Origin of the sequence: Frisingicoccus sp. (assembly GCF_048388605.1) — a bacterium.
In the GTDB taxonomy this organism is placed as follows: domain Bacteria; phylum Bacillota; class Clostridia; order Lachnospirales; family Lachnospiraceae; genus Frisingicoccus.
Map to the genome: position 1 here is coordinate 40,429 of NZ_DBGCTU010000025.1, position 17,707 is coordinate 58,135.

At 42.5% G+C, this 17,707-nt stretch carries 17 protein-coding genes; 10 read left to right on the forward strand and 7 right to left on the reverse strand.

The genetic code is table 11. The features are described from left to right. Positions 1-37: 37 nt before the first annotated feature. A complete protein-coding gene (gene larA / locus ACMN7X_RS05430; RefSeq protein WP_418746474.1) occupies positions 38-1,315 on the reverse strand; it encodes a nickel-dependent lactate racemase in 1,278 nt (425 codons plus the stop codon). A gap of 204 nt (positions 1,316-1,519) precedes the next feature. Between larA and ACMN7X_RS05435 the strand changes: the two genes are divergently transcribed. The 5 genes from ACMN7X_RS05435 to ACMN7X_RS05455 are packed head-to-tail and all read left to right on the forward strand — an operon-like array spanning position 1,520 to position 5,112. Beyond that, on the forward strand, positions 1,520-2,575 hold the full coding sequence (locus ACMN7X_RS05435) for a GH25 family lysozyme (RefSeq protein WP_418746475.1): 1,056 nt from the start codon (positions 1,520-1,522) through the stop codon (positions 2,573-2,575). A 41-nt stretch (positions 2,576-2,616) separates the two neighbouring features. Next, a complete protein-coding gene (locus ACMN7X_RS05440; RefSeq protein WP_418746476.1) occupies positions 2,617-3,342 on the forward strand; it encodes a hypothetical protein in 726 nt (241 codons plus the stop codon). Then, a complete protein-coding gene (cysK, locus tag ACMN7X_RS05445) occupies positions 3,339-4,268 on the forward strand; it encodes a cysteine synthase A (protein WP_418746477.1) in 930 nt (309 codons plus the stop codon). Before ACMN7X_RS05440 ends, cysK begins: the two co-directional genes overlap by 4 nt. 8 nt (positions 4,269-4,276) lie before the next feature. After that, positions 4,277-4,711 (forward strand): MarR family winged helix-turn-helix transcriptional regulator, encoded by a 435-nt coding sequence (locus ACMN7X_RS05450; protein ID WP_418746478.1) that lies wholly within the window; start codon positions 4,277-4,279, stop codon positions 4,709-4,711. Between the two features lie 17 nt (positions 4,712-4,728). Then, positions 4,729-5,112: a metal-dependent transcriptional regulator gene (locus tag ACMN7X_RS05455; protein WP_418746479.1), complete on the forward strand. Its 384-nt coding sequence runs from the start codon at positions 4,729-4,731 to the stop codon at positions 5,110-5,112. 70 nt (positions 5,113-5,182) lie between these two features. On the opposite strand, the gene ACMN7X_RS05460 is transcribed toward ACMN7X_RS05455, so the two are convergent. Continuing rightward, positions 5,183-6,880, reverse strand: a complete 1,698-nt coding sequence (locus tag ACMN7X_RS05460) for a phosphoenolpyruvate carboxykinase (ATP) (protein WP_418746480.1) — start codon at positions 6,878-6,880, stop codon at positions 5,183-5,185. Positions 6,881-6,963: 83 nt separating this feature from the next. Continuing rightward, positions 6,964-8,787: a DUF885 domain-containing protein gene (locus ACMN7X_RS05465; RefSeq protein ID WP_418746481.1), complete on the reverse strand. Its 1,824-nt coding sequence runs from the start codon at positions 8,785-8,787 to the stop codon at positions 6,964-6,966. A 168-nt stretch (positions 8,788-8,955) separates the two neighbouring features. Here ACMN7X_RS05465 and metG point away from each other — a divergent pair, with 168 nt between their 5' ends. From metG to ACMN7X_RS05485, 4 genes are all read left to right on the forward strand, one after another. Next, entirely contained in the window at positions 8,956-10,917 is a 1,962-nt protein-coding gene (gene metG, locus ACMN7X_RS05470) for a methionine--tRNA ligase (protein WP_418746482.1), read from the forward strand. A 231-nt stretch (positions 10,918-11,148) separates the two neighbouring features. Beyond that, a complete protein-coding gene (locus ACMN7X_RS05475; RefSeq protein ID WP_418746483.1) occupies positions 11,149-11,388 on the forward strand; it encodes an HTH domain-containing protein in 240 nt (79 codons plus the stop codon). A 16-nt stretch (positions 11,389-11,404) separates the two neighbouring features. Further along, entirely contained in the window at positions 11,405-12,259 is an 855-nt protein-coding gene (locus ACMN7X_RS05480) for a DNA-methyltransferase (RefSeq protein ID WP_418746484.1), read from the forward strand. After that, a complete protein-coding gene (locus ACMN7X_RS05485) occupies positions 12,249-13,052 on the forward strand; it encodes a DNA adenine methylase (RefSeq protein WP_418746547.1) in 804 nt (267 codons plus the stop codon). The genes ACMN7X_RS05480 and ACMN7X_RS05485 overlap by 11 nt, the downstream gene beginning before the upstream one ends. A gap of 33 nt (positions 13,053-13,085) precedes the next feature. On the opposite strand, the gene ACMN7X_RS05490 is transcribed toward ACMN7X_RS05485, so the two are convergent. Together ACMN7X_RS05490 and ACMN7X_RS05495 are read right to left on the reverse strand one after the other, a co-directional pair. Next, positions 13,086-15,122: a hypothetical protein gene (locus ACMN7X_RS05490; protein ID WP_418746485.1), complete on the reverse strand. Its 2,037-nt coding sequence runs from the start codon at positions 15,120-15,122 to the stop codon at positions 13,086-13,088. A 59-nt stretch (positions 15,123-15,181) separates the two neighbouring features. Beyond that, positions 15,182-16,057 carry a DNA-methyltransferase gene (locus ACMN7X_RS05495; RefSeq protein ID WP_418746548.1) on the reverse strand — a complete coding sequence of 292 codons (876 nt, stop codon included), beginning with the start codon at positions 16,055-16,057 and terminating at the stop codon, positions 15,182-15,184. 103 nt (positions 16,058-16,160) lie between these two features. Between ACMN7X_RS05495 and ACMN7X_RS05500 the strand changes: the two genes are divergently transcribed. After that, positions 16,161-16,328: a hypothetical protein gene (locus ACMN7X_RS05500; protein ID WP_418746486.1), complete on the forward strand. Its 168-nt coding sequence runs from the start codon at positions 16,161-16,163 to the stop codon at positions 16,326-16,328. A 136-nt stretch (positions 16,329-16,464) separates the two neighbouring features. Here the strand turns inward: ACMN7X_RS05500 and ACMN7X_RS05505 are convergent, their stop codons facing one another. Together ACMN7X_RS05505 and ACMN7X_RS05510 are read right to left on the reverse strand one after the other, a co-directional pair. Beyond that, positions 16,465-17,031, reverse strand: a complete 567-nt coding sequence (locus ACMN7X_RS05505) for a chromate transporter (RefSeq protein ID WP_418746487.1) — start codon at positions 17,029-17,031, stop codon at positions 16,465-16,467. Further along, positions 17,028-17,579 (reverse strand): chromate transporter, encoded by a 552-nt coding sequence (locus ACMN7X_RS05510; protein ID WP_418746488.1) that lies wholly within the window; start codon positions 17,577-17,579, stop codon positions 17,028-17,030. Before ACMN7X_RS05510 ends, ACMN7X_RS05505 begins: the two co-directional genes overlap by 4 nt. Between the last annotated feature and the right edge of the window lie 128 nt (positions 17,580-17,707).

Consider the following 17,707-nt stretch of genomic DNA (forward strand, 5'->3'; position numbering starts at 1 on the left):
AGAGGGCTCCGGGATTTCTCCCGGAGCCTGATTTTAATTAATCTCTGACAACAACAGCAATACCGTTTGGAATACATGTTAAGCTTGCGTCTTCACCCTTCAATTCTCTTGCGCGGGCGTAAGCCGCTTCAAGTGTCGGGAAGTATTCAGCTTTCATATCTGTAATCATTTTTTCCTGTTCCGGCTCTGCGACAAAGAGAACTTTGTGCTTGCAGAGAATACGGCAGTAGATCTGAGCACACCACTGGTCAGGCAGCGTGTCTTCCTGGGCAGTTGCCATGCACTGGTCATAAAAAGCCTGAGCAGATTCGGCTTCTGCGATAGAGCGGTAATACTGTTCGCCGCCATGACCGTCAGAACAGGTGGCCAGCATGATGATAACCGCATCCGGATTCGCGGTAGCTTCTCCGGCGCTCATACCCTTTGAACACTGGTAGGCATTCTGATCCAGCGGATATCCACCGTTGGTTGTAATGACGATATCTGCCGGTGCCGGTTTTACCACACAGTATTTGGCGAGGAAATCCGCACCCTGGCGATGAGCGGTATTGAAGTTTCCGGCGAAGGCGGCAACGGTCTTTTTCTCCTCATCAATGACAACATTACAGATAAATGCCAGATGAGCCATTTCTGCTGCGGCAACCATGTCCTCATGGATCGGATTCTTATCAAGAATTCCGGTACGTGCATATGGGCTGTCGATAAATTTAGAGCAATGATTGCCCATAACAGTTACCGCATCGCATACGCCCGGGAGAACGCTCTTGCGCCCGCCGGAAAATCCGGCAAAGAAATGAGCTTCAATAAAACCTTCCGCAACGAGAAGGGAGGCGTTCAATGCGATTTTATCAATAATACAGTCCGGGCCGGAAGGCAGTTTTCCGACTTTGGCATTGCGCTCCGGATCATGAGCATCATGGACAACGATGTTATCCTTAAATTCTTCATACAGCGTATCTCCAAGCTTGTCTTTCAACTCATCAACGGTTGTCTGACGATGGAAACCGGTGGCCACAAGAAGTGTGATCTTGATATCCGGGTTGCCCATTCTCAGTTCACGGATCATGTGCGGAAGAATGTCCTGGCTTGGCACCGGGCGTGTATGATCGCTGATAATGATCGTACAATCCGGTTTGCCTTTGGCGAGTTCGAAGAGGCGAGGGCTGTCGATCGGATTTTCCATAGCCTCTGCAACAATATCATAACCGCTTTTTTCGCTGCGTAATTCATCAATATTGGAAGTTAATACAGGGGTGTCATCCGGTACTTCCAAATCAAGAGTTGTTTTTCCATAAAGAAAATTTACTGTTTTCATAAATGTCCTCCTTAAAATCTTTCACTACTAAATATCCTCGTCACTACTATACGGTATTTTGTGCAAAATGTCTATAAAAGTTATTTGTTTAACAAAAGAAACTATACATGTTCAACAAATTGGTTGGACCAATTTAAATATTTAACCGGATTTCATCCGGAACATATACTATTATTAAATAATAAAATGGGATTGGTAGCGGTTATGCCGAAATTTGGAATCGATGTAAGTTCTTTTAATGGTGATATTAATTTCACAATGATTAAGGAGCAGATAGATTTTGTCATTATACGCTGCGGCTACGGCAATGATGTGATCAGCCAGGATGATTCAAAATACGAAAGAAATGTGCGGGAGTGTGAGGCGCTGGGGATTCCCTATGGCGTTTATTTTTATTCTTATGCCCTGAATATGGAAGATGTGGAGAGTGAAATACGCCATTGTCTCAGGCAGGTGCGAAAGGCCAAACCGACTTACGGTGTGTGGCTGGATATGGAGGACGGGGATGGATATAAGGAGAGAAACGGCTTTCCTTCAAAAGAAATGCTGGTGTCCATAAGCGAGAGATTTTTGATGGGGATTGAGTCTGCCGGATATTACGCCGGGCTTTATGCAAGCTTGTCCTGGCTGAATGGTTATCTGAATGACCGGAGACTGGATCGGTTTGATAAGTGGGTAGCCCAGTGGAATTCAACAAATTCCTACACGGGAGCTTACGGGCTGTGGCAGTTTACGAATCGAAAATATCTGGCAGGATGGACGACGCCTTTTGACGGAAATTATGCGTACTATGATTATCCGGCTCTGACAGCAGGGAATCCGTCAGAACCGGAGGAACAGCCGGCGCCGTCCCCGGACGGTGAAACAATGAAGGTGATCGGCAATGGGGTTAATTTCCGGGAGGACGCCTATGTGGGAGCCCCGGTCATCTGGCAGCTCTATTACAATACAGAGGTTACCTGGCTCTGGGATGACGGATGGGGCTGGTCAAACTGTATATATAATGGAAGAAAAGGGTTTATCGCGAATGAATACCTTTCCGGGTGGCAGAAATTGTCCGTCTATAAGAAAGCGAAGGTTTTTGGCAGCGGTGTGAATATGCGGGCTTATCCGGGAACCGGCGGCGCTGTCGTTGGCCAATTGGGCTGGGGGGATGAAATTTCAATTATTTCGATTAACCCTTCAAACTGGATGCGCATTAAATACGGTGAATTATTCGCCTATGTAAAATATGATTCTTCGTATATAAAAATATTGTAAAATATGATATTATAGTATAAAAGATTCGGGAGGGGAGAAAAATGCCGGGATTTATTATTCATCTGGCGGAAGCGTCCATGATTATGAATCATATAGGAAAAGATTTGGATTCGGATTGGAAGCAGGAATTTCTGTTTGGCAATCTCCTTCCGGATACACGTTTGGGAGAAGATAAAGCGATCTCCCATTTCTGGTCGGCGGAGGGCGCAGAAAATATTGCCAGGGCGCCCAAATTATCACTTTTTCTGGAAAAATACGGTCATCGATTGGATGAACCGGTCATTTTGGGATATTACGCACATCTGTATCTGGATGAGCGGTATGTGGATGAATATTGGCCGAAGATTTTAACATTTGAAGATGATAAAGGACGGCCGGAACCGAGAAAGGCTTTCATCCATCGGGTGGAACTTAAGGAAAGCGGAGATTTTATCCCTTTTGAGAAGTTCTTTTCGCCGGAATATTATTATGGTGATTATACGCGGAGCAACCACTGGCTTGTGGAAAAGTATCATATACGGCCGCCGGAATACCGGCTTTTAGAAAATGTGAACATGGAGGAAGTGGATGCTTCGCGGCTGAGCCAGGTGTTGACGGAGCTCGAGTATATTTGTCATAAGGGAAAGCCGGGCGACGAAAAGCAAATGAAAGTGTTTAATTTGGAACAGCTGGACGTTTTTGTTCAGTATACTGCGGAGCGGTTTTATCAAAATATGATACAATCGTCTCATATTATGAAAGGTGTAAGGAGAGGAATCAAAAGATGATTTATAATAATGTGCTGGAGGCTATGGGCCATACTCCGATGATTCGTTTAAACCGAATGAATTCGCCGGAGAATGCGGAGGTGCTGGTAAAATATGAAGGCCTGAATGTGGGCGGTTCTATTAAGACACGTACGGCTTTTAATATGATAGAGGACGCAAAGAAAAAGGGGCTTATTCATGAGGATACGATCATTGTGGAGCCGACAAGCGGTAATCAGGGCATCGGACTGGCATTGATCGGCGCGGTTCAGGGATATAGGACGGTAATTTTTATGCCGGATTCGGTCAGCGAGGAACGGAGAAAGCTGGTACGGCATTACGGCGCCGAGGTGCGGCTGGTGCATGATGCCGGAAATATCGGAGATTGTATTGACGAATGTCTGCGGCTGGCCCTGGAAATGGCAGAGCAGGATCCCCGGGTGTTTGTACCTCAGCAGTTTGAAAATCCGGCCAATCCGATGGTCCATCGGCATCATACGGCCCTTGAGATTATGGAACAGGTCGGCGGGCCGATTCATGGCTTTTGTTCAGGAATAGGAACCGGCGGAACCATTACCGGGATCGGCGAGGTTTTGAAGGCCCAGAATCCGGATATTGAAATCTGGGCAGTGGAGCCGGAAAATGCGGCGATTCTGGCCGGCGGAACGGTGGGAACTCATTTGCAGATGGGAATTGGCGACGGCGTTATTCCGCCGATTTTGAATAAGCAGATTTATGATCATATTTATGTAGTCACAGATGAGGAAGCTATTCAGACGGCGAAGGATCTGGCGCGGCTGGAAGGACTGATGTGCGGGATTTCCAGTGGCACCAATGTTGCGGCAGCTTTGAAACTGGCAAAAAAGCTTGGCAAAGGCAAAACCGTTGTGACGGTGCTGCCGGATACGGCGGAGCGGTATTTTTCAACGCCGCTGTTTGAAGAATAGAGGGATTTATGGATTCATACAATCAATTAAATGAAGTATTGGTGCATTTGTTTAATCATACAATGAAAATCGAAGAGGAATCTTTAATAAAGGGCGAATTTAAAAATATCTCCGTCAATGATATGCACATTATCGAGGCTGTGGGTGATGGCGAGCCTAAAAATATGTCGTCGATTGCCCGGCTTGTCGGCGTGACCGTGGGGACATTAACAATTGCCATGAATAATCTGGTTAAAAAGGGATATGTGATCCGAACCCGCAGTGAGAAGGACCGGCGGGTCGTGCTTATTTCTTTGAATGAAAAGGGACGGCGGGCTTATAGGCGCCATGAACAGTTTCATTTGGACATGATTCAGGCAATGCGTCAGGGCCTGGATGATGAACAGTGCCGGGTTCTGATCCAGGCGATGCGGAATTTGAGAGACCATTTTAAGGCAGTATAATGGCCGGGAGGAAAGATATGAAGATAAAAAACGGATTGTCCAGTTCGATGGAGGATTATTTAAGAGAAATATATGTATTGACCCAGAAAAATGACGAAGTTCGTGTGACAGATATTGCGCAGATTCTTGGAATATCCAAACCGAGTGTGAACCGGGCAATGAATACGCTGAAAGAACAGGGATACATCGAGCATGAGCATTATGGGACGATCAGGCTGACAAAAGAAGGGGCAGAGGCCGGAAAAAATGTTTATGATACCTATAAAGTCGTTTATAAATTTCTGACGGATGTGCTGGAGGTTCGCCCCGCGGAGGCGGAGGAGGAGGCCCATTTGCTGGAGCATGATATCAGTAAGGGAACGCGAAAAAAACTGAAAAAGTTTATGAAGAAAAGAAAATAATATTCAAAAGAGGAAAACGTTTCCATCCGAAACCGTTTCAAGGCTTCGGATGGAAACGTTTTTTTGCAGATTAGTTTAATTCGTCAACAACCTTCTTGATAGCTGCCAGAGCATCATCAGGAAGCTTGTCATAGCCGTCTTTTAATACGGAGAATTCTTCGATTTCATTGACACGGTCCATCATGCGGGCCTTTAACTGAGTCAGATATTCCGCATCGTTCATATCCGGAATGAAACCTTCCCAGTCCATGATCTCGATATCGGAGAATGGTCCCCACGGTTTGAATTCGCCCTTCTTTTCCACAATGGCTTCAAGAATACCGAGGGTGTCTTTCGGCTGTACCTTTTTGCCCATGAAATCACCGGTGTTGATGATGTAGCAGTCGACATTCTTTTCTTCCACCAGTTTTTTAAACTTCTCGTAGTCATTGGCCAGCGGATAGGTACGGAACGGATTTGCATAAGGAACGACAACCAGCTTGTTCGGATCCACACCAGGGGCAAGACGTTCAGCGGAGGAACGTTTTGTTGCCAGTGTTGCGCCCATAACGGAGGCAAGAGAAGCTCCTTTTAATTTAACGACCGGCGGAATGGTCGGATCTTTCATGATCCAGAAAATAGCATTTACCGGAGAATCGATCCGATCTACCCGGTTTGGAGACCAAAGCTTGGATTTGATCGCGCGGCCGTTGCCGTTGCGGATATCTTCGGTGACAAGCTGAATCTTGCCTTCCGAATCCAGTGTCGCGGAATTATTCATGGAAGTGAGGAGATATTTATTGTCCTCGCAGCCGGTTGGATAATCCGCGGTTTTATCAAAGTAGGTCGGCTCGATGGCGATGGATGCGCAGGTGTCTGTATTGATGATAAAGGCATCATCATGAAGCACCTTGATCTCATATTTGCCGCCGTGCTTTGCGTGAGTCAGCGTTGATTTGCCCGAGCCGGATAAGCCGTAAACGGAAGCGACAAATTTGGAGCCGTCGCTTAAGGTATATTCCTTCTGGCCGCCGTGGCAGGAAGCATAGCCGTTGCGGTTGGCGATCGCCCAAACCATGGTCAGAGTTCCCTTTTTATGTTCGCCGAAGTATCTCATACCGAGAATGCAGGCGCAGTTTGTTTCCGTGTTAAAATAACACAGAGTCTTTTTTGCCGGGTCGCTCAGACAGCTTAAGTCCACACCCGGACGGTCGGAACCATTCCACTGAGGATCGGAGAAGATATAAATATCTGCTTCTTTGCCGTCGCCGACAGGCTTGGAATTCTTGTACATTTTTACATATTCATCGGACATATACTGGAAGTTCAGCATCCAGGAATAAAGAATATTTTCTTCCCCTTCCGGAATAAGCAGATGGCATTTGACCATGAATTCAGGATCAAGTCCGGCATAAACCTCTGCGTGGTACATGGTTTTCCAGCGGGATTCATAAATCGCGTCCATGGCGACTTTATCCAGTTCCTCACAGTTGACGCCCGGTTCGCCTGCAATACGGCGGGCAACGGCATAACGGCCGGTGATGGCGCCATCGTTGAAAAGAAGAACCTTTGCATCTTTTTCAAGCCCGAATTCTTCACCGCGATATACCGGCATATCTGTAACAATAGTTCCCGGGGAGTTTTTCGCCAGTTCATAGGCTTCCTTTAAAGTATTTACTTTAACGACATTATTTCCGTAAAAGGCGGCTTCGATAATTGAACGGGTTTTGGAAAATCCAGGTTTTCCGGCCCCGATTTCGTTGATATTGTAATAAGCTTTTGTTGACATTGAAACATCCTCCTTTTTTTGTTAATCATTTGTCTATCTACCACTATAAACAACAATTGATTGAATGTCAAGAATCCGGTGTTTCAGGCGGCCATATTTATGGCGGCCTCTGCGGTTTCTTCGATGCTCTCTTCGGCGGCTTCCGGCACTGCATCCGGCATATATTTATACAGGATAGGGAATGGCGCCGGGCCAAGGTCGAGGAGCTGCTTGTGAAAATCTTTGATATCAAAATCGTCGCCCAGATTTTCGGACATGGTATTCCGCATATCAAGAATCTCGTCCAGGCCGATGCCGTAAATCATATAATTGGTCGGATTATAAAGCACCTGGTCGTAAACTTCCTGAATGGTATCCTCATCGACAGCCAGATATTGACATAAAAAATCACCGGTTTCTTTGATGCCCCATCCTTCATAGTGAATTCCGAGATCAGTGCGGCAGTAGAGGTTAAGAGTCATTTCCGAAAACGACATTTTGTAGAACTCGGCGACGTCTTCTTCGAAACCGCAGTAATCATAGGAAAGAGCTTCCGCGTAGGATGCCCATCCCTCCACATAGCCGGAAGATTCGTAGACTGTGCGTATCGGGTCCGGGTTTGTATTATAGTAATAGGTTATCTGATACATATGGCCCGGATATCCCTCGTGGGCCAGAGTCGGCATCAATTCATTTCCGACACTGTCATTGAGATTCAGATAAATTTGATTGTTTGCGGTGTCGTCGATTCGCGGAATGAAATACATGGCCGGGCTTAAGCTTTCGGCCAGAGATTCGTGGACATTTTTCAGAGTATAATCGGCTTTTGGCGCCTCCGGCATCTGTTCGGCAGTCAGGGTAGCCTTAAAATGTTCAACGATTTCTTTGGGATCATCCAGCGCATACTGGGCGCTTTCAACAGCATCAAAAATATCCGGGTTGGAATTCATGATAAAAGCCATTGAGAAAATAGCTTCGTTTAATTTAGACTCTGTCAGTTCGATTAGTTCTTCCGGCGTCTTATCCGTGCCTACGGAAGATTTTAAAAGGTACTTATAATATTCCCGGCCATTTTCATAAGAAGCCAGATTGCCCTCTTCAGGCGCAGTATCAAGCTGCGCAGTCAGACCATCGACCACAGCCTGGTAGGCAGGAATGACGGAATTTAGTACGGCATCGCGGTTTTTTTCTATATACGCGTTTTTTTCTTCATCGGAGAGATTCAGATCTTCCAGTTTTTCCGGGAATACTTCAATGAGAAGATTGGTTTCCGGCGATTCCATGAAAGCGGTACAGTCTTCAATGGAAGTTTCCAGGGCTGATCTGCACATGCCGTATCCGGCTTCCGCTTTCTGAGCTTCAAATTCAAGAAGAGAATCCATGTAGCCGCCAAGCAAATTTAAGAGAGCCAGATAATCTTCCACATCTTCTGCGTCGTCAAAATGATATTCGGCCATTGTGATCGGAAACTGACTCTGGAAGCCGAGCATCGGAGACAGATTCATAGTGTGATAAATATAGTCGTAGGATTCCAGATCGGATTCCAGATAATATTTGACAACATCATAGGTCACTGCCCGGTCTCCGCTCAGCCCGGTGATCGCATTCAGACGATCCAGATAAGCTTGAGTCTGGGCTTTGCTGTCGGCGAAGTCTTCTTCTGTCAGAGGGACCTCACCCCAGGTGGCTTCTTCAAGCTCTATACCGTAGGCGGAAGGGTCTTTTAATGTATAATTTAATGTCAGAGTGTTGTCACTGGCATAATCTACAAAAATTTCATGGGTTAATTCGTCAAAGGTTTCTTCGGCGGATGGTTTCTCCTGGGCTGTGCTTGCCGTTGTATCGGCTGGCGAACTGCAGCCGGTAAAAAGCAGTGCGGCCGAACATGCTGAAAGCAGTAATGTTTTTATTGGCTTGTTTAATTTCATGCCTGTAAATCCCCCTTTATATTGATGCTTTTAGTATAACAGAAAAAGTCCGGGATATGTAGGGAATTTTCTATGAAATTTCCTTGAGTTTAAATCGGGGATATATTATAATAAAAAAATAGCTTGTGATGTTATGATGAATATATAATTCTGATGGGAGGAAGAAACATGGCAAAGAAACCATATTATATAACAACAGCGATTGCCTATACATCCGGGAAGCCGCATATCGGCAATACCTATGAAATCGTTCTTGCCGACAGTATTGCCCGGTTTAAACGGGCGCAGGGATATGATGTGCGTTTTCAGACAGGAACAGATGAACATGGGCAGAAGGTGGAGATCAAAGCTGCTGAAGCCGGTGTTACGCCGAAGGAATATGTGGACGGCGTGGCCGGTGAGATCAAACGGATCTGGGATTTGATGGATACGTCCTATGACCGCTTTATCCGTACAACGGATGCGGATCATGAAGCGCAGGTACAGAAGATCTTCAAAAAGCTTTATGATCAGGGAGATATTTATAAAGGCTATTATGAGGGCAAATATTGTACTCCGTGCGAATCATTCTTTACGGAGAGTCAGCTTGTGGACGGTAAATGTCCGGATTGCGGCCGGGAAGTGATTGATGCGAAGGAAGAAGCGTATTTCTTCAGAATGAGCAAGTATGCGGATCGTTTGATCGAGCATATTAACACCCATCCTGAATTTATCCAGCCGGAATCCAGAAAGAATGAGATCATGAATAATTTCCTGCTTCCGGGCCTTCAGGATCTGTGCGTGTCCAGGACCTCCTTTACATGGGGAATTCCGGTAACCTTTGATCCGAAGCATGTCATTTATGTATGGATCGACGCACTCAGCAATTATATTACCGGGCTTGGGTTTGATCTGGACGGAAACAGCGATCCGATGGTGGAGAAATACTGGCCGGCCGATCTGCATTTGATCGGCAAAGACATTATTCGTTTCCATACAATTTACTGGCCGATCATGCTGATGGCGCTGGATATCCCGTTGCCGAAGCAGGTGTTCGGTCATCCATGGCTGCTTGTCGGCGAAGGTAAGATGAGCAAATCTAAAGGAAATGTTATTTATGCCGATGATCTGGTAGACTATTTTGGCGTGGATGCCGTGCGTTATTTTGTTCTCCATGAGATGCCGTTTGATAATGACGGTTCCATCACATGGGAGCTGATGGTTGAACGTCTGAACTCCGATTTGGCTAATATCCTTGGAAATCTGGTAAATCGTACCATTTCCATGACAAATAAATATTTCGACGGCGTGGTGACAAATCCTGGCGTTGACGAGCCTGTGGATGAGGATTTGAAGCGGGTGGCCCTGGAAACTCCGGGAAAAGTTGCGGCAAAGATGGACAAACTGCGCGTTGCGGACGCAATCACGGAAATCTTTACGCTGTTCCGCCGCTGCAATAAATATATTGATGAAACGGAGCCTTGGAATCTGGCAAAGGATGAGGCAAAGAAGGACCGTCTGGCGACAGTGCTTTATAACCTGTTTGAAGGCATCCGAATCGGCGCGGTCTGCCTTGAAGCTTTCCTGCCGACAACTTCAAAGAAGATCCTTGATCAGATTGGTACACAGCAGAGAGATTTCCTTGAACTGGATACGTTTGGCCGGATGGAGCAGGGAACTCATGTGACGAAGAAGGCGGAGATCCTTTTTGCCCGCATCGACATGAAGGAGTTCATGGAAAAACTCGAAGCCGACAAAGCGGCTAAAGAAGCTGAAGCTGCAAAAGCGGCAGCCATGGAAGCGGGCATCGATATTGAGGCAAAACCGGAAATCACCTATGATGATTTCGCAAAACTCCAGTTCCAGGTGGGCGAGATCATTGCCTGCGAGGCGGTGAAGAAATCGAAAAAACTGCTTTGTTCTCAGGTGAAGATCGGCAGCCAGGTACGCCAGATCGTATCCGGCATCAAGGGCCATTACACACCGGAGGAAATGGTCGGCAAGAAGGTTATGGTGGTTACGAATCTGAAACCGGCAAAACTGGCCGGCGTTATGTCCGAAGGTATGCTGCTCTGTGCGGAAGATGCAGACGGAAATCTGTCCCTGATGATTCCTGAAAAGGAAATGCCGTCGGGCGCGGAAATCTGTTGACAGGTGTATGCGGAAAGATAACGGAAAATGTTGACAGAAGAATAGATTAAAGAAAAAGGTCATCTCGAAGGGTCTTGGAAGGACTGTGAGATGACCTTCTTTAATTTAGTTTATTAATATTCTCCTGATTGGGCGGATTGAATTGACAGAATGCAAAAGAATGCTTATCAATATTGACTTTAGGCTTTTTATAAGATAAAATGAAGTAAAAGAATGCAAAGGAGATAGATTATGAGATATACATATTTAGACTTGATTGAAGAAGTTCTCAGAAGTGAAAAAAGGGAGATGACACTTGGGGAAATATGGGAGATTGCGGAGAAAAAAGGGTATAGTAAGAAACTTATGTCTGTTGGAAAAACACCGGTTAACACCATGAATGCGAGTATAAGAAAACACATAGAAAGTGCAAAAAATGTTAAATTTAAGCAAACATCAAAAAATCCTGCGTTGTATTACTTGAATAATTAAAGAAAGGCACGTAGAAATGATCAATGATTATATAAATACCATTTTTAACAGGGATTGTCTTGAAGGTATGAAAGATATGCCGGATAAGTCGGTTGATTTGGTTATAGCTGATCCGCCGTATAATTTATCTAAAGGGGCAGAATGGAAATGGGATAATAGTGTTGTTTTAAGGGGTATGGGAGGAAATTGGAATAAAGTAATGGTTGACTGGGATAATATGTCCTTTGAAGATTATTGGAATTTTACTTTTCAGTGGATATCCGAAGTGAAAAGGATCTTGAAACCTACGGGTTCTGTATGGATATTCGGGACATATCATAATATGGGGATTATCAATGTAATCTGCCAAATGTTGGACGTGGAAATAATTAATGAAATTATATGGTTTAAACGTAATGCATTTCCTAACCTTTCGGGCAGAAGATTTACTGCTAGCCATGAGACGATTTTATGGGCTCATTCTGGGGGTAAAAAAAGGCAATATTATTATGATTATGAATATGTAAAAAATACAGAATTCCCTGAGGATCTGATAAAACAACCAGGTAAGCAAATGCGAACTGTATGGGATATTCCGAATAACAAAACTAAGGAAGAATTGGCATATGGAAAGCATCCGACGCAAAAACCTATAAGGTTGTTAAAGAGAATGATCTTATCATCAACTAAAGAAGGAGATATGGTTTTTACGCCATTTAGCGGTTCTGGGAGTGAATGTGTAGCAGCAAAAATGTGTGGAAGAAGATATTGTGGATTTGAATTAGATCCACAATATTATAATATTTCTTTAGAAAGATTAAAGCATTGCGAAAGGGAGAATGTACAGATTAATTTGTTTGAGAAAGGCGTGCATGAAAGTAATGAGAATTGAACCAGTGATTAAGTGGAGCGGCAGTAAGCGATCACAGGCACAGGAAATAATCAAACGATTTGAGAAGTATGATTGTTATTATGAACCTTTTTTGGGTGGAGGGTCTGTTATGTACGCAGTCAATCCATCAAAGGCTATTTGCGGAGATATTTGTGAACCACTAATTGGTTTTTGGAAGATGGTTCAAAATAATCCTCAGGAGATAATAAAGTACTATTCGGATGAATGGCATCGTTTACAAAAAGATGGCTGCAAAGTCTATTATGAAATACGTTCCAGATTTAATGTTGATAAGTCGCCATTGGATTTATTATTTTTATCCCGTACATGCGTAAATGGATTAATAAGATTCAATGCAGATGGAGAATTTAATAATTCTTTTCATCATACGCGAAAGGGGATAGATCCTAAACGTTTTAAAAAAATAGTTTTTGATTGGCATGATCGAATTGCAAATGTTCAGTTTTTATGTGGTGATTATAGAGAAACAACAAAAACAGCAACGAAAAAGGATATAGTTTATTTAGATCCACCATATGAGAATACTAAGGGAAGATACTATGGAACGATCAATTATGAAGAATTTTATGAATATTTGTCTGATTTGAATAAAAGGGAAATTAGATACGTGTTGTCGTTTGACGGTATACGTGGCGATAAAGAATATGAGACAGATATACCAAAGGAATTATATGTAAAGAAGTTTTTACTTGCTTCGGGAAATTCTTCGTTTAAAAAAGTTATGGATAAAAGTACTGAACAGGTATATGAGGCATTATATTTAAACTGGTAAGAGAACTGATCTCTTACCAGTTTGCTGAACAGATTAGATGATATCAAAGATGTTGATTAGTGATTGCCGAAACTGTATCATACATTTAAGATAATCGGCTAAAGTGTTACCTAAATCAGAAAAACCCTTAATTTGAATTTTACAACGAGATGTCGATGAGTCTATAGTAAATCCCATTAAAATATCACAGCTGCATTTATAGGAAATGGAACTTAAATCAAAATTTGGCGGAGCAAAAAAACATCCTATAGAAGCACATATAAAATCAGATGCGTTTACTGTAGACGTTGAAATCGTCCAAATTTCTGAGTTTAATGAGCGTTCTACACTTGGACAGTAGGATAATAAGTCGTGTATGTATTTTGTGAGCGCGGGACCGATGCCGGGTTCTAAATTCCTTGCAGATTCCTTTGATTCAGTACATATTATTAATGGTTTTTCGAACAAATTAAATAGAACAGTAATATGATCAGGCCTTTTACTGTCACTTACGCGGGGGAGTGTCAGCCATCTGAATTCCGTGCCAATTGAAGGGTTGATATTGTTTATTAGAGATATACCGCTCCAATCACCTCCTGGGGGATTGCAAAAACCTTCAAAAGTATCAGGAATGATATAGTTAAATATAGTGTGTATAAAAGTATCTACATCATTTTCTGTATAATGTGTTGGATAGGGGTAAATAAGCATATTTGTGGCCTGGTTTTTGATGGTTAAAGAGGCGGCTTTATTTTCTTTGTTTTGAATCAGGCGAATAATATTCGATGATTGTACTGTTTTAGGTATTTTGGGCGCATCAAGTATAATAAAATCGCTTAAAGATACAATAGCGCTCCATAAACCATTTCCATGAGCTAATGAAAGTATATTTTGATCAAGTTTTTGTACCGTTGATTCGGAAGTCTCGCCATATACAAATGTAAGTATCTCTGTTTTTTCACTGGAAAGCATTGTAATTAAAGGAAGAATTCCTCTATCTGGCCGTGCGTCATCTCCGCGCGGTTTAAATCCTTTAAACATGCAAACAATCAAGTCGGTTTCAGTCGCTAATTTGTTACGAAAATCATTACTCATTTCAGGATAAAGAGTAGTTAATTCGTTTACAAATTCAACCTTACTGTGTGAAGGAATTAAGCCAAAAGGCAAATCTTTTGAGGCAATTCCAATACTGTATTTTGTTGCTAAATCAGCAAACTCTTTATTGTGTCCTGTGACTGATTTCCGGGCAATTTTCTTGGCAAAAGGAAAGGGATTGTTTTGTTTTGCAAATGCAAGAATATCACCATTATAGTCGTTGCGTATAGAAAACCAATCTTTTTGGCTAAAACTATTGACGCTATTTGCTTTTGACATAAAGTCCATTACGTTTAGGCTCTTTTGAAGTAATGTTGAATATATAGAGCTTACATCAGTTTTATATATTAATCCGTGAAGTAATGCATATACATCCTCTTCGCCGAATAGTGATGTGTCAAAATTTTGCAGAGAAGGATCAAACGAGGGATGAAATTCTTCTGATTTAAAATAAACTTGAATAGCAGGGTATTTCCAAAGCCTTGAAGCATTGTAATAGCTATATGGGATGGCTGCATTTGGAAAACGCAACGCTTTTCTCTTACGGTTTTTATCTAATTCATATTTAACAAAGTCTATAATATAAAGATAAGGGCATATGTTAGCCCGGATGGTTGAGTATGCTCTCCCGTTGCGTTGCCAGGCTTGATTTCCTGCCTGCAAAGCGCTACAAAATTCAATGGCGAGTAATATTTTTTCATTATCATCGGTTTCTTCGGTTAGTAACACATCCGGAGTCTCATTTAGAAAACTTCCATTATCTTTTAATAATTGAAAAATATTTGAAGTCCATCGATCGCTGGTATTTTTATTGAAACCGGGAAAAAATTTAAAAAATAAAGTGTCAGAATTTTTAGTGGTCATTTTTACTGATGGACATGCGGGAGAGAGGAAAAATCTTTCTTCCCTTTGCACTGGAACAGATTTTGTAATAATGTTGTAGAGACGTTCACATTCGATGATATTATCACCATGGATTCTAAAATGTTTAATCATATGTAGTACCTCCGCATGTATAATAAATTAATTATATCATTTTATGTTGAAAATATGTGTTAAAAATTTGAAAGACGTTTGAGAGATGCTTCACAGTAGTCCCTATTGATATCGCATCCTATGAATTTACGATTAAGATTTAATGCGGCTTCACCCGTTGTACCAACACCCATAAATGGATCTAACACTATTGCATTAGGATTGGAAGCGATTTTAATTAAGTGTTCAATTAACACAAGTGGTTTTTGAGTAGGATGATTGGGAAAATCTATTTTTTCAGGAAATCGACAAGAAGGGCATTCGAAGAAATTGTGCATTTTTTTTTGCCCTAAAAAATTCCAAATGTGATTTTTGTTCCAAAGACAAACTATTAATTCACAGCTGTTTAGAAAACTGTTTTTATATACGCTTTCTGTGGGGGTGGTTTTATGCCATACAAATAGTTGGAAGGTCCTAAATTCCTTATCAAAAGCATCGTGCCATTTGCCAAGAAGCGAATAGCTTGTAAAGATAAATATATTTCCCTTGGGGGATAATATTCGTTTAAAATCATTTACATAATCTAAAGGGTTTAATTCTATTTTGTCCCACTTAGCAATATCGTTATTAATTGTTCTTCCGTTTGCAAGTTTAATGTTGCCGGTAGATTTAGAAGCAATGTTATATGGGGGATCAGTTAAAATAAGGTCAATAGAGTTATTTGGGATTCTTGAAAGAAGATTTAGGGCATCTTCGTTGAAAAGTTTATATTTATTTGTATTTGTAGAAAACAATGTATTCTCCTTTACTATAGATTTTTTATGATTGTATTGCAATAAAATTTGGAAAACAGATGCAAAATTACGGTGGGGAAACCTTTCTATATTAGAGTTGGAGGGAAGTGGGTAGCCCCGAAGAGCCCGGAAAATAGCTGTGGGACTGCCCATTTTTATCATGTGCACTGTTTTTTCTTCCCAGGTTCATTTACTTTTAATCCGATGTGGTTAATGGTATTTTTGTGGTATTTTATCGGATGCTGTACATGGCTGAAACAATGGGATGAAAAAAGTCTGCGAGGAACCGCAAAGAAAAGATACGTTAAGAAGATATGTAAAAAATAAGAAGTTTCATGTCAGCGGGACCGAAGCCGCTGTGGAAGATATGTTTATTTTAAAATACAGGCGGGATTTTATCAATCATCATTCATCGACGGTGTTCGAGATGTAAATGGAGCAAAAGAGATCATAAACAGCAAATTTCTTCGAAGAAGGTCGAAAAGGAAGATAAGCCGGGGATTTATACAAAAAAATAGTGCATTCAGGGAAATCGTGTTTTAGATTTCGTGAATGCACTATTTTGACCTTTAAAACTTGAAAATAATTCCGATGACGGCAGAGGCAACGACCATGAGAATCGGATGAAAATCCTTTTTCTTCATAACAAGGTAGATGACTACAGCCAAAAGGATGGACTTATAGTTCAGCAGGTCCGCGATATTTTTGGTAATTTCATACTGATCCAGGCGGAGAAGAGCAATCTTAGCGACGCCGAGACCGGCGGCGATAATTAACCCGGTGGATGCCGGGCGGAGACCATAAAAAACATCCTGAACCAGTTTGGATTCCTTAAATTTATTTAATATCTTTGATATAAGAATGATAATGACAACGGAAGGAAATACGAGGGACAGGGGGCCGATAATAGCGCCCGGGAGTCCGAAGGAAGTAAATCCAACATAGGTTGCCATGTTGACGCCCATAGGTCCCGGGGTGGATTCGGAAATGGCGATCATATTGGCCACATCCTGAGCATTAAACCATCCGGTGGCGGATCCCATGGCATAGAGGAATGGCAGGGTTGCCAGACCGCCGCCGACAGCAAAAAGCCCGGTTTTAAAGAATTCAAATGCTAAACGTAACAATCCGCTCATTTCTTTTCACCTCCCGAGATACCTGTGCGTTTGAAGAGAACTCCTGCCATGCCGGCCAAAATAACGATGAGGGCCGGAGACAGAGGGGAAAACAGGGATAAAAGTAAAACAACAATACAAATGCCGAGGCAGACTTTATCAATCACAGATTTTTTAGCAAGTTTGGAAACCGCATTGAAGATCAGGACACAGACACAGGCCCGGATGCCGTTGAAGGCATATTTGACAATGGCAAGGTCGGCAAAGTTTTTCAGGAATGCGGCAATCAGTGTGATAATAATAAGTGACGGCGTGATAATTCCGAGAGTAGCAGCAATACCGCCGATAACCCCCTTTGTTTTGTAGCCGACAAAGGTGGCCGTATTGACGGCAATAATACCCGGCGTACACTGGCCGATGGCAAAATAGTCCATGATTTCATCTTCGGTGGCCCAGTGGTATTTCTCGACAACTTCCTTTTGAAGCATCGGCAGCATTGCGTAGCCGCCGCCGAAAGTAAAAGCTCCGATCCGGAAGAAGGCCATGAAGAGATTTAGTAATTCTTTCATAAATTGATTCCTCCTCAAAGATATAGTATTTCCATGATATTCCGGGAAATGCTTGATTTTCCCTGAAACTATTGGTATCATATCATAAATAAATATATATGAAAAGTATTAAAAAAATATATAATCCA